We start from the raw sequence: 21985 nt of genomic DNA on the forward strand, positions 1-21985 counted from the left end.
GGCCGTCACCCCGCTCCGCTCGGCGCGGGCGGCGGCTCCGGTACCGGGCTGGTCGTCGGCCGGGTCGGGGCGAGGTCGACGGCCAGCTCGCAGCCGGCCGGTTCCCTGGCTCCGTCCGTGCCGGTGACGACCACCCGGGCCCGGCCGTTCCGGTCCCTCGTGTACGCCATGGTGCACACCAGCTGCTGTACGGCGGTGTCGTCGAGGTTCCGCACGGGAACGGGCAGATCGACGCCGAGCATGCCGTTCTCCGTCTCCCGGGGCGTCCCGGGCCGTACCTTCGGAAGCGCGGTGGACAGGCCGGTGGCGCGATCCGTCGCCGACGGGCCCGCGAGCAGGTCTTCGACGGCTTCCGCCAGCAGAACGGGCGTCGGAACTCTGTTCGTGAACGGATCGCGTACCCGCAGCACGGGAACCGGGCGGCCCGTGGGGGACAGGAAGAAGAGCATCTTCCAATCCTGCGGCCGGGCCCCGAGCGCGAAGACCGCGGGACCGCCCGCCTCGACAGGTTCCGTGGCGCCGACTCCGCAACCCGTGAGCAGTACGGCGGCCACCGCCGCCGCGCAGGCTCGCCGTCCGCCGCGTACCGCCGGACCTCTCCCGGTCATGTCTCCTCCTCCGGGGCCCGCCCGCGCGGTCCGCCGTCGAGGGGCAGCGCGACCGTGAAGACGGCGCCCCGCCCGCCGGGTGCGTTGGCGGCCCGGATCGTACCCCCGTGCAGTGCGACGTTCTCCGAGGTGATGGCCAGCCCCAGCCCGCTGCCCGCCGACCGGGTCCGGGCCTGGTCCGCCTTGAAGAAGCGGTCGAAGACGTACGGCAGCACCTCCGGCCGGATCCCGGGGCCGCCGTCGGTGACCTCGGCAACCAGCAGCGGACTGCCGTCGTCGGCCGTGCCCCGGCGCAGTGTCACCGTCACCGGGTCCCCGCCGTGCCGCAGCGCGTTGCCGACCAGATTGGCCATCACCACGTCGAAGCGGCGCGGGTCGAGCCGGGCCCGGATCCCGTCCGGGAGCTCCGTGCCGACCCGGCCGGTCCAGTGCCGGATCGCCAGGGTGCGGCGGATGGTCTCGGCGACGTCGACCTCGTCCGTGTTGAGTTCGGCCGCGCGGGCGTCGAAGCGGGAGATCTCCATCAGATCCTCGACCAGTACGGCCAGCTTCTCCGTCTCGGTGCTGATCAGCCGCACCGCACGGGCCGTATCGGGGTCGAGACCGGCCGTGGCCGCGTCCTCGTCCAGCAGCTCGGTGACCGCGAGCATTCCCGCCAGCGGAGTGCGCAGTTCATGGGAGACGTCGGACGCGAAGCGGCGGGCGCGTGCCTCCGCCTCGCGCAGTCCGGTCACCGACCGTTCCAGCTCGGCCGCCGTATCGTTGAAGGTCCGGGCGAGGTCCGAGAGTTCGTCGCCGCCCCGGACGGCGATCCGGGTGTCCAGTCTGCCGCTGCCCATGCTGAGGGCGGCCCGCCGCAGCTCCCGCACCGGACGCAGGACGCTGCGGGCCGCCAGCAGGGCGGGTATCAGCGCGATCGCCAGCCCCGGGACTGCGCCGTTGCGGGCGGCGGTGACCAGGGCGTCGACCTGCGCCCCCTCCTCCTCCAGCGGAACGACGGCATAGAGCACCATGCCGGTGTCGAGGCCGGTGTCCAGCAGGCCCATCCGCAGCACCATGGGCATGGCGATGACGAGATACGGCACCCCGTTCTTGACGACCCGCTGGAAGCTGCCGGTGGGACGGTCCGCCGCCTGCCGCCGGAGTTCGTCGGTGATCACCGTGGAGACGGGGCTCGTTCCCGACGATTCGCGCACCGTCGTCCCGTACTCGGCGAAGACGTGCCAGTGGCGGGGCTTCCCCCGCCGCGCGAAGCCCTCCAGCCGTCCTTTCAGATCGTCGGGACCGGGGGGCAGGTCGTATGCGGACTCGCTGACCACTTCGCGGAAGCTGGACACGGCGAGGTCCTGGGACGCCTGGAGCACCGAGTTGCGTGCCTCGCGGTAGGTGAGCGTGGCGGTCGATCCCGCGGTGACGGCTGCGACCAGCAGAAACGCAAACACCATCCGGGTCCGGAGCCCCAGGGACGAGCGGTGGGCCCGCCGCCGGGAACCGGCCGCCGCACGGGTCTGCCCCGCCGCAGGGGCGGATCCGTGCGGCGGCCCGTTCTCGCGGACCCGGCGCCGCAGCAGGCGGCCCGTACCCGAATGCCGTCCTCCGGCCCCCGTAACGCTTCGTCCATCCGCCCCGCCGGTACGTTTCCGCAGTCGGGATACGACCCCGCTCACAGCGGGCCGAAGCGGTAGCCGAAGCCCCGCAGCGTCTGGATGTAGCGGGGCGAACCCGGCACATCCTCTATCTTGTTGCGCAGCCGCCGCACACAGGCGTCCACCAGCCGGGCGTCCCCGTGGTAGCCGTGCTCCCACACCTGCTCCAGCAACTGCTGGCGGCTGAACACCTGCTCCGGTGCCGCGCTCAGATACAGCAGCAGCTTCAGCTCCGACGGCGCCAGCGCCAGTTCCTGCCCGCACTTGGTGACGGTCAGCCCCGAACGGTCGAGGGCCAGATCGCCGTGCCGCTCCACCGTCGGCCGGCCGGCGCCCGGCTCTTCGATCCGCCGCAGCACCGCCCGGATCCGGGCTTCGATGACCTCCGTACGGGCCGGTTTGACGATGTAGTCGTCGGCGCCCGCCTCCAGCCCGATGACGATGTCGAAATCGTCACCGCGAGCGGTCAGCATGATGATCGGCAGCTGGCCGGCCTCCCGGATCCGGCGGCACACCTCCACCCCGTTGACCCCGGGCAGCATCAGGTCCAGCAAAACCAGATCCGGCCGGAACTCCGGCAGCGCCGCGAGCCCCTCCTCGCCGGTGGCCGTCGCCGTGACCTCGTGGCCGCGGCGCCGCAGCCCCAGCTCCACCCCCTCACGGACCGACGGATCGTCTTCGATCAGCAGTACGCGTGGCATCACACCCCTCTTTCCCCAGCGTTCCCCAGTGTTTCCCCGGTTCGCTCCCGCGGTCAGCCGCGCGCGGGACGCCTGCGCAGTCGTCGTACGGCACCGGAGACGGCGGCGTCGAGTTCGGTGAGCCGCAGCGGCCGGGCGAGGGCCGCGAAGACCACTCCGACCACCAGGGCACCCGCCGCGCCCGCCGCCGGAGCCCCCGCCGCTCCGCCCGTCACCCGGGCCGTCACGTAACCGAGACCGGCGGCCGGTACCGCCGCCACCAGCAGCCTGGCCACCGCCCCCGCGGACGCCGAGCGCCACAGCGGCTCCGGACGGCGGCGCCGCGACCGGCGGCCGTGCCGGCCCCGCTGCCCCGGCACCGTCGCCGACGGCGGCGGCAGCAGCCTGCGCCGCAGCACCAGCGCCGTCACCACCCAGCCCGCGAACAGCGCCACCGAGTACGCCCCGGCCAGCCCGGTGACCACCCAGCGCGCGGGCAGCAGCCAGTACGCCGTCACCGCGAGCCCCGCGTTCACCGCCACGATCACCAGATTGAGGAAGAACGGGGTCCGGGTGTCGGAGAGCGCGTAGAACGCCCGCGACAGCACGTACTGCCCGGAGAAGGCGATCAGCCCCGGAGCGAAAGCCATCAGGATGCCCGCCATCAGCGCCACATCACCCGGATCGGTCTGCCCGTACCCGTACACCACCGTCATCACCGGCTGCGCCAGCGCCAGCAGGGCACAGGCGGCGGGCACGATCATCGACGCGCTCGTCCGCAGGGCATAGGAGACGTCCCGGCGCACCGCCAGGGGATCGCCGTCGGCCGCAGCCCGGCTCATCCGCGGCAGCAGCGCGGTCACCAGGGAGACCGTGATGATGCCGTGCGGCACCGCCCAGAGCGTATAGGCGTTGCTGTACGCGCTGAAGCCCGCACCGCCGTCGATGCCCAGCTCCGCGGCCCGCCGCCCGGCCGCCGTCGCCAGCCGCGTCACGACCCAGTAGGCGGCCTGGTTGGACAGGACCAGCAGCACCAGCCAGCCCGCGGCACGCAACGGCCGGGTCAGCCCGCTGCCCCGCCAGTCGAACCGCGGCCGCCAGGAGAAACCCGCGCGGCGCAGCGACGGGGCGAGCGCCAGAGCCTGTACGGCGATGCCCGCCGTGGTGCCCCAGCCCAGCAGCGCCCGCTCCGCGGAGCTGAGCGCGCCGCCGTCACCGACCACCAGATACAGCCCGAACACGGAGATGACGACGATGTTGTTGAGGACCGGCGTCCACATCATCGCGCCGAACCTGCCGCGGGCATTGAGCACCTGCCCGAGCACGGTGAACACCCCGAGGAAGAAGATCTGGGGCAGGCAGTAGCGGGCGAAGGCCACCGTCATCTCCGCCTGCGCACCGCTGTAGCCCGTGTACAGCTCCACGATCTGCGGGGCGGCGGCGACCGCCGCTCCGGTGATCACCAGCAGGGCGACGGCGCACACGGTCAGCAGCCGCTGGGTGTACGCGATACCGCCGTCCGCGTGCTCCTTCGCGGCCCGCACCAGCTCGGGCACGAAGACGGCGTTGAGGGCCCCGCCGACCAGCAGCATGTAGAGGATCATCGGCACGGCGTTGGCCACCGCATAGCCGTCGGCGGTCAGCCCGATGCCGAGGGCGGCGGCGACGACCGCCGAGCGGACGAAACCGGTGGCCCGGGAGACGATCGACCCGGCGGCCATCAGGGCGCCGCTGCGCGCGACCGAGGCGGCCTTCTGCTCCCCGGCCCCCGGCTCCGCGGGCGCGGTGGCCGCGGGCGCCGGACTCAACGGCGTGCCAGATATGCCTGGAACGCCCGGTACAGCGCGTGGTTGGTGGCCCCGCCCAGCGGTTTCTCCCATTCCCCCAGCGTCTCCACAACATGCCCCCCGGTGCCGAGCTTCCAGCGCAGAAGCCCGTACGAACGGTCCGAGGGGTCGAGTGTGGAGGGTACCCCGCGCATGTCGTACACCTGTGCGCCGCAAGCGTGGGCGTCCATCAGCATCCGCCACTGGAGCGCGTTCGACGGCCGGACCTCGCGGCGGTGGTCGGCGGAGGCGCCGGTCTGGTACCAGACCCGCCGTCCCACGGTCACCATGGTGTGCGCGGCCAGGATCTCGCCCCGGTGCCGGGCCAGACAGAGCTTCATCCGGCCCGGCTCCTCGGCGTTCAGGGCCGCGTACTGACGCTGGTAGTACGCCAGGGAGCGGCCCAGCCGGAAACCGTCGCGCCGTTCGGTCACCTCAAGCAGCCGGAAGAAGTCGGGCAGCTCGGCCGCGCTGCCGACGACCACCTCCACACCCTCCTTGCGGGCCCGCCGCACATTGCGCCGCCACTCCTGGTTGAGCCCGTCCCACAGCTCCTCCGGGGACCGCCCGGCGAGCGGCACCCGGAAGACGTGACGCGGCTGGGCATCGCCGTCGTCGGCACCGCCGCAGCGCCGCCAGCCCCGGGCGCGCAGCCGCTCCGCCACGGCCGTACCCAGCGGATCGACCTCGCAGTCGAGGACGTCGGCCAGCCTCCGGCCCGGCCCCGTACCCGCTTTGAGGGCCCCGCCCCGCCAGGTCCGGTAGGCGGGGGAGGGGCCGATACGCACCGCGAAGACACCCGCGCCGCGGAGATGCTCCAGCAGCGGTTCGAGCCAGGCGTCCGGCTCCGGGTCCGACCAGTCGACCACCGGCCCCTCGGGCAGATAGGCGAAGCAGCGCCGGGTGCCCGGGAACTGGCGCAGCAGCACCAGGGCGACCCCGGTCAGCCCGGCCGGGCCCGCCGCCGGATCCGGCCCCCAGCCCAGCAGCAGGGACCGCCAGCCCTCCTTGACCTCGGCCCAGGAAGGGCACTGGAGGAAACCGGCGCCAAGCGCCACACCGCGGGCGGAGCCGAGGAACGCGCGATACGTGACCGCGTCGAGGGGCGCGAGCCGGATACGCGGGCCGGTGGAGTCCTCTCGTCCGTCCCGGCCTGTCACAAGAAGTGCTGACACGGTGTGAGCCGCCTTCCGATCGTGGTCCTGGTGCCCGCCGGACGACGGGGACGGCAGGATGCTCACAGCGGCCCATGACCGCACCGCGCGAGGAATGTGACAGAACGATGACCGTTCCTCACCAGAGGCCGTTACATCGGGGTTAGGGCGTTCACCTGCCGGTTTTCGGCATTAGGGTCAGGGATGTCCCCATGGAACGTTTGAGCGGTGGACGGGTGTTGCGTTCGAACGCGCTGTGCCCCCGCCGCCTCGACACCGGACGGACACCACCGACAACCGCCGAATCCCGGATTCGCCGAACCCGCCGGACCCTGCCGGCGGGCTCGAATCCCCGCTCCCCACGGAGGATCCGTTGCGCCCGATATCCGCGCGCCCCGCTCGTCACCCGGCCACACGCCTCGCGGTGGCGGCCGCCGTGCTCGCTCCCCTCGCCCTCGCCGGCTGCTCCTCCGACGGTTCGGGCGGCGACGGCAAGGCGGGCTCGGCCAAGGCGGCGGACAAGCCGGCGACGGTGGCGGTGACCCCGAGCGGCAGCGGCGTCAAGGCCGGTCAGCCCATCAAGGTGACCGCCCAGGGCGGCAAACTGACCTCCGTACAGGTCACCGACGGCGACGGCGGTGCCGTCACCGGCAAACTGTCGGCGAACGACACGCTCTGGACCTCGGACCGCAAGGCGGGAGCGGGAGCCTCCTACCGGATCACCGCGGCCACCAGGACCGAGAGCGGCACCGCAGGCAGCACGAACGCCGCCTTCACCACCGCCAAGGCCGAGAAGAAGAACCTGGTCACCTGGTGGCCCGGCAAGAACACCACCGTCGGCATCGGCCAGCCGATCTCCCTCGTCTTCGACTACCCCGTCGGGACCGAGAGCCGCGCCGAGGTGGAAAAGGCCCTCAAGGTCACCACCTCCAACAACACCGTGGGGTCCTGGGGCTGGCTGAAGCACTACGACGGCAAGGACCGCATCGACTGGCGGCCCAAGGAGTACTGGAAGCCGGGCACCCAGGTCACCGTCGACGCCCCGCTGAACGGCATCGCCACGTCCAAGGAGCGGATGTTCGCCCGCGACTACGCGACGAAGTTCACCATCGGCGCCCAGGAGGTCGTCAAGGTCGACCTCGACCGGAAGAAGCTCGTCCTGGAACGGAACGGCAGCCCCGTCCGTACCATCCCGGTCTCCGGCGGCACACCCGGCGGCGACAAGCGGTCCTGGGGCGGGACCACGGTGCTCATCTCCAAGGAGGGCACCATCAACATGAACTCCGAGACCGTGGGCCTGGGCGACGCCTACAACAAGATGGTCGACTACTCGATGCGGCTGACCTGGTCGGGGATGTACGTCCACGCCGCGCCGTGGAACGCCGCGTACTTCGGCAGGGCCAACAAGAGCTCCGGCTGCATCGGCATGAGCACCGCCGAGGCCTCCTCCTTCTACAAGGACATCAAGGTCGGCACGCCGTTCGAGACCACCGGCAAGGACCACAAGGGCATCCCGGTCCAGGGCAACGGCTTCAGCAACTGGAACGAGACCTGGGAGCAGTGGCAGAAGCGCAGCGCCCTGAGCTGACCCGCCCCACGGCACAACACCGCACCGGCGGGCGCTCTCGCCCGCCGGTGCGGTGTTTCCCTACCCTGCTTCAGTCGCCGTTCATCACGGCCGCCATCCGCAGATGCGGGGCCGCCTCAGCCGTCCGTCCCTGCCGCTCCAGGGTCCGCCCCAGCATCAGCCGGGCGTAGTACTCGGAGGGGTTCTGCTCCAGGACGGCCCGCAGCTCGGTCTCGGCCGGCCCCAGCCGGGCGGAGTGGTAGTACGCCCGGGCGAGCAGCAGACGCGCCGCCAGCTGCTCCGGCGCCTCCTCGACGAGTCCGTGCAGGATCCGCGCGGCGGTCAGGTATTCCTTGCTGTCGAAGAACATCTGCGCCCGGTCCCACCGCTCGGCGGGGGTGCCGAACTCGTAGTACGTCTCGCTCACGGCTTTCCTCTCTCGGGTGGTTTCGGGCGGCTCCGGCGCCGCTGTCCCTGCCAACCCGAGCAGCTCGTTCAATATTCCACCAGATGGTTCCGGGTGCGGCCGCTCCGGCATCCGGCCGGTCGGCAAGGCGTGGGGGCTGCCCGGTGCGCCCCCGCGGGAATAGGTTGAGCGTCATGAGCAATCTCGATCGTCAGGCCGCCCTCTCCGTCTGCGGCGGTCGTGGATTCGTCGTCGCCGAGCCGGTACGCGAACTCCTCAGCCCCCGTACGGTCCGGCTCGGGGAGTCCACGGAGGTCCGCAGGCTGCTGCCCAACCTGGGCCGCCGCATGGTGGGCGCCTGGGCCTTCGTCGACCACTACGGCCCCGACGACATCGCCGACGAGCCCGGTATGCAGGTACCGCCCCACCCCCATATGGGCCTCCAGACCGTGAGCTGGCTCCACGAGGGCGAGGTGCTGCACCGCGACAGCACCGGCAGCCTCGCCACCATCCGCCCCCGTGAACTGGGCCTGATGACCTCCGGCCGGGCGATCAGCCACTCCGAGGAGACCCCCCGCTCCCACGCCCGCTATCTCCACGGCGCCCAGCTCTGGGTCGCGCTCCCGGACGCCCACCGCCAGGTGGACCCCCAGTTCGAACACCACCCCGACCTGCCCGCCGTCACCGCCCCCGGTCTGACCGCCACGGTGATCCTGGGCAGCCTCGACGGCGCCACCTCACCGGGCACCGCCTACACCCCCATCGTCGGCGCCGACCTCACGCTCAGTGACGGCGCGGATGTGCGCCTCCCCCTCGACCGTGACTTCGAGTACGCGGTCCTGGCGATGTCGGGAGAGGCCGTGGTCGACGGCGTTCCCGTCCTCCCCGGCTCCATGCTCTACCTCGGCTGCGGCCGGACCGAGCTCGCCCTGCGCGCCGAGTCCGACGCCGCTCTGATGCTCCTCGGCGGGGAGCCCTTCGAGGAGGAGCTGATCATGTTCTGGAACTGGATCGGCCGCTCGCAGGAGGAGATCGCCGAGGCCCGCCGGGACTGGATGGAAGGCACACGCTTCGGCGAGGTAAAGGGTTACGACGGCGATCCCCTGCCTGCCCCCGAACTCCCCCCGGGGCCGCTGAAGGCGCGCGGACGCGTACGCTGAAATGGGCTTCTGTGTCGGCGGGCGGACTGGAACCCTGTGACTCGGGCGGCTCCTCGGAAAGACCGGCAGCGGGCGGAGCGTCCTCTCCCCAGAGGGGCGAACGAAGGTCGTTCTCTACCAACCCGACTACTTCACCAGCACCGGATCGCCGGGACACCGTCGTACGCGCCCCATCTGGTAACCGAGCATCCGGGCCCGGTGCCCAGACGGGAGTCCGCGTCCGACAGCGGCGGTAATGGTGCCCCTGTCGAGCCGGGGCCTGTGCCGGACGGCCGGTACGGCTCCCGTGGTCCGGATTCGTGTGAGGGCGTGAGTCGTCGCGGGTCAGGCGGGGGTGAGGTGGAAGGTGTCGTTCAGGATCCCGTCTCCGTGCAGGTTGCAGGGGTGCTGGATCAGCGTGGCGTCGTCGGCGGTGGATGCGTCGCGGATGTGGAGGCAGTTCCAGTACTTGGGGCGGGTGGTGTGAGTACGCAGGATGTACCCGTCCCAGGGGTGGTGGTCGCCGTAGGCGGTGAACACCTCGTTCATGGCGCGGCTACAGGGCCACTGGATGATGGGGACGCCGACGTGGTGGATGTTGTCCTTGACGTTCCAGCACAGACCGGTGGAGGTGCGGAAGAAGAAGCTGTTCGCGGGGATGTCGCCCCGGGCGGTGATCAGCGTGACCTTCTGGGAAGGGCGTCCGTCGCAGGGCTGCTGCACGATCACCACTCCTTCCGCCGTACTGTCGTCCCGGGGGCCCAGGCACTTGCCTGAGTGCGCGACCCGCACGGTGTACTTACCGGCCGTCGGGGGTGGAGTGGCCGCGGACGCCGGCGGGACCGTCACGGCTGCCAGCAGCGCCGCGACAGCGGCCGCCAGGGCGCCGCGCGCGCCGGCGCGGCGGGGGAAGGGAATTCTCACGAGGGCGTCCTTGTCCGGAGCGCTGGACGCGGGCCCGGCGCCCCGGGGCGGCGGTCGGCCGGTCAGCGCGGCCAATGGTCGAAGTCGTACGGTGTAGCGGTCCGAGTGCGGGGGCGCGGCGGGCCGAGGAGCCTGCGACGGCACGCGGTGTCTGCGCCGGACGGGACGGCCGCTCCCGCCATGGTCGTCATGGTGATCAGCACAGAACGCTGCACGACCGTACCGGGCCCAGGGGTGAGTGACGATCCCCCTTGGGGGTGATGCGGGCCGTACTGGTTCAGGGTCCGGTTGACCTGTTCGGTGATCTGTTGGACGTCGTCCGCGACGATGTTGTTGATGTTGACCGAGACGGCCTCGCCGTTGCCGTTCTGAGTGATTCCTCGTACTGCGGGCGGGCCAGCCGAACCCAGCGGTGAAGCTCTGCTTTCCTTCCGAGAACGGGGCATTCGAAGCGATGGCGATCGCGCGTCGTTCCTCGCACTCGGTCAATACGTGGACCAGCGGTTTCGCGCGCCCGCCTTGTCAAGGCCCTCCCGACACGGCCATGACCGCGGGTTCGTGATCCTGCACGAGCGGGCGTGGACGACGTCCGCCGAGGGGCCGAAGGCGCTGTTCGGCCACCCGGTGGACCGGCCGGGCGGGCAGTCCATGGCACATCGGGAGCGCACACCAGCGGTCCCGGGCTCGTGAGGGGCCCTGCCCTACGCTGCCGCCCCGCTGGTCCCGTCCGCTACGAGGCAACCGTCCTCGTCGCGACCATCAATGACCGGCTCCGACCGGCATCGTCGAGAGTGATCCAGTAGCGGCGCTTGACCCCGGCTTCGGTGCTGCGCACGTCTTCGAGGACGCCACCGTTGTTTTCGATGGTGCGCGTCGAGCCGGCGTTGCCGTCGTCACAGGTGAGGAGGACCCGGTCCAGACCGAGCGCCGGCGCCTTGAGCAGAACCGCTCCCAGCGCCCACGAGGCCAGCCCGCGTCTCCTGGCAGAAGGCCGAACGCTGTAGCCGATGTGTCCGCCGCCTTCCAGCAGAACGGCGTTCAGGTAGTGCCGAAGGTCGATGGCCCCGAGGTACATCTCACCGTCCGCGATCCACCAGTGGGTGGCGTGGACGCGCCCTTCCCCGACAGGCAGCGACCGGTCCGATTGCTGCCGCAGTCGCTCGGTCCATGATGCGAACCCTTCCGGGTGGTCGAGGTCATCGTCACCGGCCAGACGCAGGCCGGCCCCGTCCTGATGAGCACCGGGCTGCCACTCGTCACGCGCCGTGAGCCACGAGGAATGCAACCGTCCCGTGGGAGTGATCAGTTCAGGCATGCGAGGGACGATAACAGCCGCATCCCAGCGCATGCCCTGCCGAGCACGGCCTGACGCCGGGGAGCGCTCGGACTGGCGCCGGAGTCGGTGCTGTTGTCCTGCAAGGGGGTGGTGGCGGCCGGGGCTTCAGGCGGTGTTCGGGTCGCTCAGGCGGTTGATCCAGTCCTCGACGGCGTGGGCGGTCGTCTCGGCGTGCTCCCGCATCATGGTCAGATGGTCGCCGGGTGTGATGGTGCTCGGGACGAGAGGGAATTCGGCCCTCAGACCGAGAATCGGTGCCTCCGCCGCCACGAGGAGAGCGGGTAGCCGCGGGTGGTCCGGGCTCCATGCGGTGAACAGGTCGAAGTAGTGGCTCATCGCGGTGAGGCCGGCGGTGTCGAGGAGGTCCGCCTCACCGGTGTGCTCCCAGGAGCGCCAGGTCACTTCGGCCGCGAGGCCGGGCGTGATCTTACGGCCGACGCCGGTGTCCAGGAGGACGACTCCGAGGGGTGGGTTCGGGTGGCCGGAGAGCTGCTGCGCTGTGGCGTAGGCGACCCAGCCGCCGCTGGAGTGTCCCAGGAGGACGTACGGTTCGCCCTGCGACGCCTCCCGTACGGCTTCTGCCATGGTGCCGACGAGCGCTTCCCGTGTCGGCGGCAGGGGTTCGCCATCGGTGTAGCCCGGGAGCGGGAGTACGGTCACGCCCCGGTGCGGGGGCAGGTGCCGGGCCAGTGTCCGGTACTGGAGCGGGTCGGCCGGGGCGGGCAGCGCGGGGACGCAGATGATGCGGGGCGCCCACCCTCCCGGGGCCAGGACTGTGGGCCGGGCCGCTGCCACCCGGGTCTTCCCATGGCACTCCGCGGCCAGACGCGCCCTGGTGGCGGCGCGTGCCGTCGTCGTGGCCTCGGCCGGGTCGCCCGCCCGTCGCGCGGCGTGGTACCGGGCGACGGAGTTGTCCGACTCCTCGGCATCGGTGTCGGCTGGGGCGCTCGTGGGGGACAGCAGCGTGGTGAGGTGCTCGGCCAGCTTCCGGGGGGTGGGGTGGTCGAAGACCGCGGTCGTGGCCAGGCTGATGCCTGTCGCGATGTTGAGGCTGTTGCGGAGCTGGACGGACGCGAGGGAGTCGAATCCGGCGGCGCGGAAGCCGCCGTCCGGGTCGACGGCGTCCCTGTCGGTGTGTCCGAGCGCCGTGGCGGCGCGGTCCAGCACCAGGTCGAGCAGTGCGATTCGCTGCTTCTCGGCGCTGAGGCCGGCCAGTTGAACGGCGGTGGAGGGTTCGGTGTCCGGTGTGGGGCGGATGGGCCGGTTTCGCGGCCGGACGAGGTCGCGCAGCAGTGGTGATGTGCTGTCCCCGACGGCGTGCGCGATACCGAGGGCGGCGACGGCGAGGAGGGGCTCCTCGGACCCGGCCGCCGCGTCGTAGAGGGCCAGACCGTCCTGGTCGGTGAGGGACCGCAGGCCCTGACTCCGGATCCGGGCCCGGTCGGTGTGGCCCAGATGGCCGGTCATGCCGCTGTCCTGTTCCCAGTGGCCCCAGGCGAGGGAGATGCCCGGCAGGCCCTGGGCGCGGCGGTGGTACGCGAGGGCGTCCAGGAAGGTGTTGGCCGCGGCGTAGTTGGCCTGCCCGCCGGTGCCGAGCTGCCCGGCCATGGAGGAGTAGAGCACAAAGGCCGAGAGGTCCATGCCACGGGTGAGTTCGTGGAGGTTGAGGGCGGAGTCGGCCTTCGCGCGCAGGACGCGGTCCACCTGTCCGGGGGTCAGGGACGCGAGGGTGGCGTCGTCGAGGACACCTGCGGTGTGGACGACGGAGGTCAGCGGGTGCGCGGAGGGCACGGTATCGAGGAGACGGCCCAGCGCGTCGCGGTCCGCGGTGTCGCAGGCAGCGATGGAGACCCGGGCGCCGAGTGCGGTCAGGTCGTCGCGCAGAGCGGCGGCTCCCGGTGTGTCGGGCCCTCGTCGGCTGGTGAGCAGGAGATGGCGGGTGCCGTGTTCGGTGACCAGATGGCGGGCGAGGAGGCTGCCCAGGGTTCCGGTGCCGCCGGTGATGAGGACGGTGCCGTCGGGGTCCGGAGTGCGGGGTGCGATCAGGACGTTCTTGCCGGTATGCCTGGCCTGGCTCATATGGCGGAACGCCTCGGGAGCGCGACGGGCGTCCCACGCGACCACGGGGAGGGGGGTGACGACCCCCTGCCGGATCAGGTCGGGGAGCTCGGTGACCAGGGCGTGCCAGCGGCCGGTGTCCGCCGACGACAGGTCGATGACCCGGTAGTCCACACCGGGGTGATCGTTTGCGACGGTCGCGGGGTCGCGGGGGTCGGTCTTCCCCAGCTCGACGAAGTGTCCGCCGCGGGGCATCAGGCGCAGTGAGGCGTCGATGAACTCCTGGGCCAGGCAGTTCAGTACGACATCCACCCCTGCCCCATCGGTCCGCTGGAGGAAGGCACGCTCGAAGTCGAGGGTGCGGGAGGACGCGAGGTGGGTGTCGGGGATCCCCATGGCCCGGAGGGTGTCCCATTTGGCGGGGCTCGCGGTGGCGTACACCTCGGCGCCCAGATGTTGGGCGAGCCGGACGGCTGCCATGCCGACCCCGCCGGCCGCGGCGTGGATCAGGACCTTGGCGTCCTTCTTGAGGCCGACAAGGCGTACCAGGGCGTCATAGGCGGTGAGGTACGCCACCGGAACGGTGGCCGCCTGGGGGAAGGACCAGCCTTCCGGGACGGGCAGCAGGCGCCGCTGGTCGGTGATCGGATCGGTGGCGAACACGGTGTAGCCGGGCAGCAGCCCCATGACCCGGTCGCCGGGGGCGAGGCCGGTGACACCCGGCCCGGTCCCGGTCACCACACCGGCCGCCTCGGCGAAATGGGCATTGCGGTCCAGGACGATCCCGAGAGCCATCAGGACAAAGCGGAAGTTGATGCCGGTCGCGCGTACGGAGACCCGGACCTCCCCGTCGCCGAGCGGACGGTCCGACTCGGGTGCGGGAATCAGCCGGATGCCGTCGAAGGTGTTCGTGGTGCCGAGGTCCAGTTTCCACGGGGCCCGGAGGTCCAGTGGTGCCGGCGCGGCGGCCGGGGCGAGCCGGGGCGCGCGCAGGGTGCCGTCGCGCAGGGCGAATTGGGGTTCGCCGGTGGCCAGTGCGGCGGGCAGGGCCCGGAACGAGGTTTCCAGGCCGTCGAGGTCGGCGAGGGTGAACTGTCCGGGGTGCTCGTTCTGGGCGGAACGCAGCAGTCCCCAGAGTGCGGCCTGCCCGGGGGAGCGAAGCTCCTCGCCTGCCTCGGTGGTCACCGCGCGGTGGGTGACCACCAGCAGACGGGTGTCGGTGGTCCGGTCGTCGGCCAGCCACGCCTGGAGTCGTCCGACGGTCTCCCGGACGAGGGCGCGCACTCCGGACGCGGTGAGGTTCTCGCCGTGCTGGAGCGGAGGGACCAGGACGGCGGTCTCCGGGATCGGCGCCCCGGCGGCGAGAGCCTGCCGGAGGGCCGCGAGATCCGGATGGCAGAGGCCGGGCGGTACGAGACCGGCCGTCACCGCGCGCAGCGCCGTAACGGAGCCCGCCCAGACCCAGCCGGTGCCGCCCGCGTCGTCGGCCGGGACGAGCGGCTTCGGGGGCCAGGCGATACGGTGCAGAGCCGTCTCGGCGACGGCCGACGACCGCAGGGCGTTCCCGCTGACGGGCCGCAGTACCAAGGACCGGGCCTCGGCCACCGGGGCACCGGAGGCATCGCTCACCGTGACGGCGACCGTGCCGTCCGGTGCGCGGACGAGACGGGCCCGCAGGCGGGTGGCCCCCGCGGTGTGGAGCCGGACGTCGTGCCAGGAGAAGGGCAGCATCAGCCCGTCCGTACCGCTGCCGGACTCCGCGAGCAGCGCGTGCAGTACGGCGTCCAGCAGAGCGGGATGCAGGGCGAAACGGGCGGCGTCGGCGTGGTGTTCACGGCCGAGTCCCGCCTCGGCCAGGATCGTGTCGCCGTCGCGCCGTACGGCTGTCAGATTGCGGAAGGCGGGACCGTACTCGTAGCCGGTGTCCGCCAGCCGCGGATACAGGCCGTCGATGTCGACGGGGAGCGCCCCGGACGACGGCCAGGGCCGGCCGGTGGGCGCGGCAGGAGCCGCGGGGGACCCGGCGGACAGCACCCCGGAGGCATGACGGGTCCACGGAGTGCCGTCGGCGGTGTTCTCGGCGCGCGAGTGGATGCGCAGGGTGTACGTACCGTCGGAAGAGGGTGCGGCGGCGATCTGGATGCGGACGGCGTCGTACCCGGGCAGGACGAGCGGCTGTTCCAGGACGAGTTCGCCGACGCGGTCGCAGCCCAGCAGGGCAGCGGTGTGCAGGGCCAGATCCAGGAAGGCGGTACCGGGCAGCAGTACCGTCCCGCGTACGGCGTGGTCGGCCAGCCAGGGGTGGGTGGGCCGGGACAGCCGCCCGGTCAGCAGCAGTTGCCCCGAATCGGCGAGGAAGGTCTGCGCGCCGAGCAGCGGATGGCCGGAGGCGTCCTGGCCGCTGATGGCCGCGCCGGAGCGCCTGCCCGAGGTTTCGTCCAGCCAGAACCGCTCGTGCTGGAAGGCGTACGTCGGCAGATCCACCGGCCGCGCGCCGGTTCCGGTGAACACCATCGCCCAGTCGGTCGGGACCCCGTGGACATGGGCCTCGGCGAGCGCCCGATGGAAGCGGTCCATGCCGCCGTCGTCGCGTCGCAGCGTCGACAGCACGGTGGCCGGGGAGCCCGCGGTCTCGGTGATCTCCAGCATGCCCATGGCGAGTACCGGATGCGGACTGATCTCGACGAGGGCGGTGTGCTCGTCGCGCAGGAGGGAGGCCAGGGCGGGCGCGAACCGGACCGGCCGGCGCAGATTGCGGAACCAGTAGGAGGCGTCGAGCCCGCCGGTTTCGATGATGCCCCCGGTGACGGTGGAGCAGAACGGGAGCGTGCCCTGCCGGGGCCGGATATCGGAGAGTTCGGCCGAGAGCCGTTCCCGGAGGCGGTCGACGTGCGGGGAGTGCGAGGCGTAGTCGACGGCGATCCGCCGGGCCCACACCCCGCGCTCATCGCACAGGGACAGCAGCTCCGCGAGCGCCTGCGCGTCGCCGGACACGACCGTACTGCCGGGACTGTTGTGAGCCGCGACGGACAGCCGTCCCTCCCAGCGCTCGGCCAGTTCCCCGGCCTCCTCGGCGCACAGCGCCAGGGTCGCCATACCGCCGGTGCCGGAGAGTTCGAGGAGTGCCCTGCTGCGGAGCGCGACCACCTTCGCCGCGTCCTCCAGGCTCAGGGCACCGGCGACACAGGCAGCGGCGATCTCGCCCTGACTGTGGCCGATGACGGCGTCGGGCTCGACTCCGTGGGCCCGCCACAGCGCGGCGAGCGACACCATGACGGCGAACAGCACCGGCTGCACCACATCCACCCGGTCGAGACCGGGGGAGTCCGGCGCACCGCGCAGGACGTCCGTCAGCGACCACTCCACATGCGGGGACAGGGCCCGCTCACATGCCTCCATCCGCCGGGCGAAGACCGGCGACGACGCCAGCAGGTCGACGGCCATACCCGGCCACTGGGAGCCCTGGCCGGGAAAGACGAAGACCGTGCGCGCCGGGGCGTGCGCCGTGCCCCGTACGACATCCGGTGCTTCGACGCCGTCCGCCAGTCGTCGCAGCGCTGCGGTCAGCTGCTCGTGGTCGGTGCCCAACACCGCCGCGCGGTGCTCGAACCGTGCCCGGGTGGCGGCCAGCGACCAGCCCACGTCGACGGGGACGAGGGTCTTCTGCTCCCGCAGGTGTGTCAGCAGTCGCCGGGCCTGGGCCCGCAACGCCTCGGCAGTCCTGGCCGACAGGATCCAGGGCCTCATGGACTCGGGTGCGACCGGTTCACCGGCGGGTGGCACCGGTTGCCGGGGCACGGCCGGCGGCGGAGGAGCCTCCTCCACGATCACATGGACGTTGGTGCCGCTCACTCCGTAGGACAGGACCCCGGCCCGGCGCGGCCGCCCGAACCCGGGCCAGGGGATCGACTCGGTGAGCAGCCGCAAATGTCCGCTGTCCCAGTCGATTTCGGGGTTCGGTGTCCCGGCGTGCAGGGTCTTGGGCAGGGTGCGGTGCCGGATGGCCTGGATCACCTTGATCAGACCGGCCGGACCCGCCGCGGCCAGGGTGTGCCCGATATTGGACTTCACCGAACCCACATGGACCGGCCGCTCCGCCGGCCGGTCCTGCCCGTAGGTGGCGAGCAGAGCACCTGCCTCGACCGGATCGCCCAGCCGGGTCCCCGTGCCGTGGGCCTCCACCAGATCCACGTCCCCGGGCGTGAGCCGGCCGTCGGCCAGGGCCTCCCGGACGACACGCTGCTGTGCGGCTCCGCTCGGGGCGGACAGACCCTGGCTCGCGCCGTCCTGGTTCCAGGCCGTACCCCGGATCACCGCCAGGACCGGGTGCCCGTGGCGCCGCGCGTCCGAGAGCCGCTCCAGCATCACCATCGCGGCGCCCTCGGCCACGCCGAACCCCCGGGCCCCGCTGCCGAACGCGCGGCTGCGGCCGTCGTCGGCGAGTACCCCCTGCCGGCTGAAGTCCACCAGCAGACCGGGTGTCCCGTGGACCGATGCCCCGCCGGCCAGGGCCAGCGGGCACTCGCCCGACCGGAGCGACCGGACGGCCAGATGCACCGCCGCGAGGCCGGACGAACAGGACGTGTCGACGACGGTCGCCGGGCCTTCGAGCCCGAGAAAGTAGGAGAGGCGCCCGGCGGCGACACCGGTCGACCCGATCAGCAGATGCCCCTCCGACTCGCATCCCTCGTCCATCCGCGGGCCGTAGTCGGTGTGGAACGCGCCCACGAACGATCCCGCGCCGGTGCCCCGGAGCGATCCCGGGACGATACCGGCGCGTTCGCACGCCTCCCAGGCGGTCTCCAGCAGCAGCCGCTGATGCGGGTGCATGGCCGCGGCCTCGCGCGGCCCGATGCCGAAGAACCGGGCGTCGAAGCCGGCCGGATCGTCGAGGAAGCCGCCCTGCCGGATATAGAAGGTGCCCCGGCTCTGCCGGTCCGTGTCGTACAGCGCATCAAGGTCCCAGCCGCGGGAGGTGGGCAGTTCCCCGATCACCTCCCCGCCGGAGGCCACCAGTTGCCAGAGCTCCTCCGGAGTGGAGATTCCCCCGGCAAAGCGGCATGCCGTCCCGATCACGGCGACCGGCTCGTCCTGATACTGCGGCCGGGCCGACGCCTCCCGGGGACCGTTCACGGGGGAAGTTCCGTCGTCGGACGGGGCGGCTGTGGTGAAGGTGCTCATCACGATGTTCCTTCAGGCCACGCCGCCCGGGGCGCGCTTGGCCGTGGTTCGGTAAGGGAATGGAGGAGCGGGAGTGGCTTCGCCCTGTGCACCGGCGGCGGCAAGCGTCTTCCTCGTGGCGCTGCGGGCATCGACGACCGCCATACCCGTGGCACAGCGCTCGCAGGGGGATCCACCCCGCCGTCTGCGGGGCTGATGCGAAAATATGGCGAAGAAGCCCTGTCGAAGAAGGGCGTTGGGCGATCCCGTTCGAGTGGATCCGGAGACAGGTGTACGGCCCCGCGGCCTCCCTGGGAGGGCGGGACACCGGGCCGTCGGCGCCGATGACGGGACCGGCTCCGCTACCGACCCTGGTCACCATGGCCGACAGCGGCCCCGGACCGCCGCCGGGCCGTTCCATGACGCCCCGCAGCCGCGAGGTTCCCCGAAATGGGTCCTGGTGCATCAAGTCGACGTGCCTCGCCATCCCGTTCAACCTGCCACTCGGACGGCTCCCCGGTACCATCAACCAAGGCGACAAAAAAGGGCATAAGGGGCATTTCTCAACCGGGCCTTGCCGTCCAGCACGTCGGCCCCTGGGGCCTCACCGCAGGACAGCGCGCAGCGGCTTGCAACGCCTTCGGCAGCGCCGACGACGACCTGGCCCGCGCCTTCCGCGACCAAGGGAGCAGCCAATGCTGTGAATCCGCAGAGACGTGCCGATCGACAAGGTGAGAACGAAGGAGCCGGCCCCCTCGCTCCCGAGGCCGTACAAGCCCGGGCAGCCTTCGACTCCCTCGCCGATACCGCCGCTCCGGCGGCGGCGGCAATCCAGCGGGGCAGCCGGAATGCGGCAGCCGACGGGAACGGCCGACAAGCGGAGGAGCTATGAAGCACGCAGCGAAACCCTTGAACCGCGGTTCACACATCCTGTCCGTGGGGGCGTATCAGCCGGCTCGCGAGGTGAGCAACGCCGAGATCTGCGAGCGTATCGACTCCAGTGACGAGTGGATCCGCCGCCGCTCCGGCATCAGCACACGCCGCTGGGCGGGCGCGGACGAGACCGTCGCAGACATGGGCGTACAGGCCGGGTCCCGGGCTCTGACCACCGCCGGTCTTGAAGGGGGCTCCGTCGACACGCTTCTCGTGTCGACCGTGACTCATCCGTACCAGACCCCGGCGGCAGCGCCGGAGATCGCCGAACGCCTGGGCATGCGATCGGTTCCGGCGTTCGACGTGTCCGCCGCCTGCGCCGGATTCGGCTACTGCGTCGCCCTGGCCGACTGCGCGATCCGTGCGGGGGACGCACAGTGTGTGATGGTGGTGGCAGCCGAGAAGCTCACCGACATCACGGACCCGGACGACCGGACCTCGGCCTTCCTGTTCGCCGACGGCGCGGGAGCGGTCGTCGTCTCGGCCACCTCGGCGCCCGGCCACTACGGCATCGGACCCGTGGCGTGGGGCAGCGACGGATCACGGCTCTCGGTCGTCGGCCAGCAACCGTCCTGGGCCGCCTTCCACCCTGACAACCCCGGGCCGCGGCCCGCGCTCCGCATGCGCGGGCAGGAACTGTACCGGTGGGCCGTGAGCGAGCTGACGAAGGTCTGCACCCGTGCCGTCACGGCAGCCGGAGTGGATCTCTCCGAGCTGAGTGCGTTCATCCCCCACCAGGCCAACGCCCGCATCACCGACGCGCTCGCCAAGGCCCTCGGAATACCCGGCCACGTCGTGTGCGCACACGACATCGAACACTCCGGCAACACGTCGTCCGCGTCGATCCCGCTCGCCATGGAGCACCTGCTCTCCACCGGGGCGGTACGCAGCGGCGACCTCGCCCTGCTGCTGGGCTTCGGCGCCGGACTCACCTACGCCGCCCTGGTGGTGGAACTGCCATGACCGACGAACTCCGCTACACCGCCGCCCGGATCCCGCTGGCGTCGTACTACACCGCTCTGCCGCCCGGTACCGATGCCGAGACCCTGGGCAAGCCCGGCGAGCCGCCGTACACCCGCGGCCCCTACGGCTCCATGTACCGCGACGTCCCCTGGACTGTGCGCCCTCTCGCCGGATTCGGCACCGCCTCCGACACCAACGCGCGGCTGCGGATGCTGCTGGAAGAAGGAGCCACCGCGGTCAACACGGTCTTCGACTATCCGACGAACCGCGGCTACGACAGCGACGATCCGGTCGCGAGTGCCGACGCCGGGCTGGGGGGAGTGGCCGTCGACAGCGTCGACGACGTCCTCGAACTCTACGAAGGCATCGACCTGGAGTCGGTGAGCGTCTCCCTCGTGCTCTCCCACCCCGTCGCCGCCGGGGTGATCCTCGCCATGTACTTCGCCGCGGCGCAGGAGCGGGGCATCCCGCTCGAAGCACTGCGCGGCACGCTCCAGAACGACTTCATGATGGAAACCGTCGTACTGACGGCTCCCCAGGTACTCGACCCCGGATTCGCCCTGCGGCTCGCCGTGGACGTCGTCGAATACTGCACCGCGGCAGCGCCGCGCTGGCATCCGGTCAGCTTCGCCGGATACAACTACCGCGAAGCCGGAGCCGACGCAGTACTCGAAATCGCGTTGGTCGTGGCCAACGCCATCGCCACAGCCCAGTGCATGGAAGCCCGCGGCCACCCCTTCGACTCGTACGCCCGCAGGCTGTCCGGCTTCCTGGCGGCGGGCAACGACCTCATCGAGGAGACGGCGAAGTTCCGCGCCGCGCGCCGCGTCTACCACAGGGAACTGAGCCGGCGCTTCCGGCCGCTGGACCCGGCGAGCACGCGTCTGCGGTTCCATGTGCAGACGAGCGGCTCCACCCTCACCTCCCGCCAACCGCTGAACAACATCATCCGGGCCACCGTGCAGGCACTCGCCGCCGTACTCGGCGGTGCCCAGTCCCTGCACGTCAGTGCCTACGACGAGGCCGTGGGCATCCCCACACCCGAGGCGGCGCTCACCGCCCTGCGCACCCAGCAGATCCTGCTCAAGGAGAACGGCCTGGCCCACAGCGTGGACCCGTTGGCCGGCTCGTATCTCATCGAGCACGTGACGGACGAGCTCGATGCCCGCGCCACCGCGGTGCTCGACGAGATCGAAGGGCAAGGCGGGCTCGTCGCGGCCGTCGAATCGGGGTGGGTCCACGCCCGCCTCCTCGACCAGGCCTACAACACCACCTGCATGACCGACAGCGGCGAACTCCCGGTAGTCGGCGTCAACTGCTGCGTTACGTCCGGTGAGCCGCCCCTTGAAGTCTTCACGCCTCCGCACGCGGCGGAACGACAGGCACACAAACTGGCCCGGCTGCGGGCCCGACGTGACCACCGTGCGGTCGCCGCGGCACTCGACGACCTGACGGCATGCGTGAAGCGGGGAGACAGCACCATGCCCGCACTGCTCGCGGCAGCCGCCGCGCGGGCGACCGTCGGCGAATGCGCCCAGGTCTTCCGGACCGCCCACGGCCACTGGCACCAGCCGCTGAGTTGAGG

13 protein-coding genes are annotated in these 21985 nt (G+C 71.7%); 4 read left to right on the forward strand and 9 right to left on the reverse strand.

What is annotated here, in order from left to right; genetic code table 11:
* Positions 1-5: 5 nt before the first annotated feature.
* From B7R87_RS31535 to B7R87_RS31555, 5 genes are all read right to left on the reverse strand, one after another.
* On the reverse strand, positions 6-608 hold the full coding sequence (locus B7R87_RS31535) for a GerMN domain-containing protein (RefSeq protein ID WP_052704575.1): 603 nt from the start codon (positions 606-608) through the stop codon (positions 6-8).
* Positions 605-2053 (reverse strand): sensor histidine kinase, encoded by a 1449-nt coding sequence (locus B7R87_RS31540; RefSeq protein ID WP_006344919.1) that lies wholly within the window; start codon positions 2051-2053, stop codon positions 605-607. The genes B7R87_RS31535 and B7R87_RS31540 overlap by 4 nt, the downstream gene beginning before the upstream one ends.
* 218 nt (positions 2054-2271) lie before the next feature.
* Positions 2272-2955 (reverse strand): response regulator transcription factor, encoded by a 684-nt coding sequence (locus tag B7R87_RS31545; protein WP_006344918.1) that lies wholly within the window; start codon positions 2953-2955, stop codon positions 2272-2274.
* 53 nt (positions 2956-3008) lie between these two features.
* Positions 3009-4814 (reverse strand): murein biosynthesis integral membrane protein MurJ, encoded by a 1806-nt coding sequence (murJ, locus tag B7R87_RS31550; RefSeq protein ID WP_130585147.1) that lies wholly within the window; start codon positions 4812-4814, stop codon positions 3009-3011.
* Positions 4739-5935, reverse strand: a complete 1197-nt coding sequence (locus tag B7R87_RS31555; RefSeq protein WP_040912860.1) for a lipid II:glycine glycyltransferase FemX — start codon at positions 5933-5935, stop codon at positions 4739-4741. Before B7R87_RS31555 ends, murJ begins: the two co-directional genes overlap by 76 nt.
* Before the next feature lie 403 nt (positions 5936-6338).
* Between B7R87_RS31555 and B7R87_RS31560 the strand changes: the two genes are divergently transcribed.
* Complete coding sequence (locus B7R87_RS31560; RefSeq protein WP_006344915.1) at positions 6339-7502, forward strand: L,D-transpeptidase; 1164 nt, start codon at positions 6339-6341, stop codon at positions 7500-7502.
* 70 nt (positions 7503-7572) lie between these two features.
* Here B7R87_RS31560 and B7R87_RS31565 read toward each other — a convergent pair whose 3' ends face one another.
* Complete coding sequence (locus tag B7R87_RS31565) at positions 7573-7908, reverse strand: tetratricopeptide repeat protein (RefSeq protein WP_006344914.1); 336 nt, start codon at positions 7906-7908, stop codon at positions 7573-7575.
* 173 nt (positions 7909-8081) lie between these two features.
* On the opposite strand from B7R87_RS31565, the gene B7R87_RS31570 reads away from it, so the two are divergent.
* Entirely contained in the window at positions 8082-9047 is a 966-nt protein-coding gene (locus B7R87_RS31570; RefSeq protein ID WP_006344913.1) for a pirin family protein, read from the forward strand.
* A gap of 324 nt (positions 9048-9371) precedes the next feature.
* Here B7R87_RS31570 and B7R87_RS31575 read toward each other — a convergent pair whose 3' ends face one another.
* The 3 genes from B7R87_RS31575 to B7R87_RS31585 all read right to left on the reverse strand — a co-directional run bounded on the left by B7R87_RS31575 (position 9372) and on the right by B7R87_RS31585 (position 18525).
* On the reverse strand, positions 9372-9950 hold the full coding sequence (locus B7R87_RS31575) for an RICIN domain-containing protein (protein ID WP_130585146.1): 579 nt from the start codon (positions 9948-9950) through the stop codon (positions 9372-9374).
* A 730-nt stretch (positions 9951-10680) separates the two neighbouring features.
* Positions 10681-11265, reverse strand: coding sequence for a GNAT family N-acetyltransferase (locus B7R87_RS31580; RefSeq protein WP_006344911.1), 585 nt, complete (start codon positions 11263-11265; stop codon positions 10681-10683).
* 126 nt (positions 11266-11391) lie between these two features.
* Entirely contained in the window at positions 11392-18525 is a 7134-nt protein-coding gene (locus tag B7R87_RS31585) for a type I polyketide synthase (RefSeq protein WP_006344910.1), read from the reverse strand.
* Positions 18526-19392: 867 nt separating this feature from the next.
* Between B7R87_RS31585 and B7R87_RS31590 the strand changes: the two genes are divergently transcribed.
* Positions 19393-20400 (forward strand): beta-ketoacyl-ACP synthase III, encoded by a 1008-nt coding sequence (locus tag B7R87_RS31590; protein WP_040912852.1) that lies wholly within the window; start codon positions 19393-19395, stop codon positions 20398-20400.
* Positions 20397-21983 (forward strand): methylmalonyl-CoA mutase family protein, encoded by a 1587-nt coding sequence (locus tag B7R87_RS31595; protein WP_006344908.1) that lies wholly within the window; start codon positions 20397-20399, stop codon positions 21981-21983. The genes B7R87_RS31590 and B7R87_RS31595 overlap by 4 nt, the downstream gene beginning before the upstream one ends.
* Positions 21984-21985: the final 2 nt, after the last annotated feature.

This window comes from Streptomyces tsukubensis, assembly GCF_003932715.1.
GTDB lineage: Bacteria > Actinomycetota > Actinomycetes > Streptomycetales > Streptomycetaceae > Streptomyces > Streptomyces tsukubensis.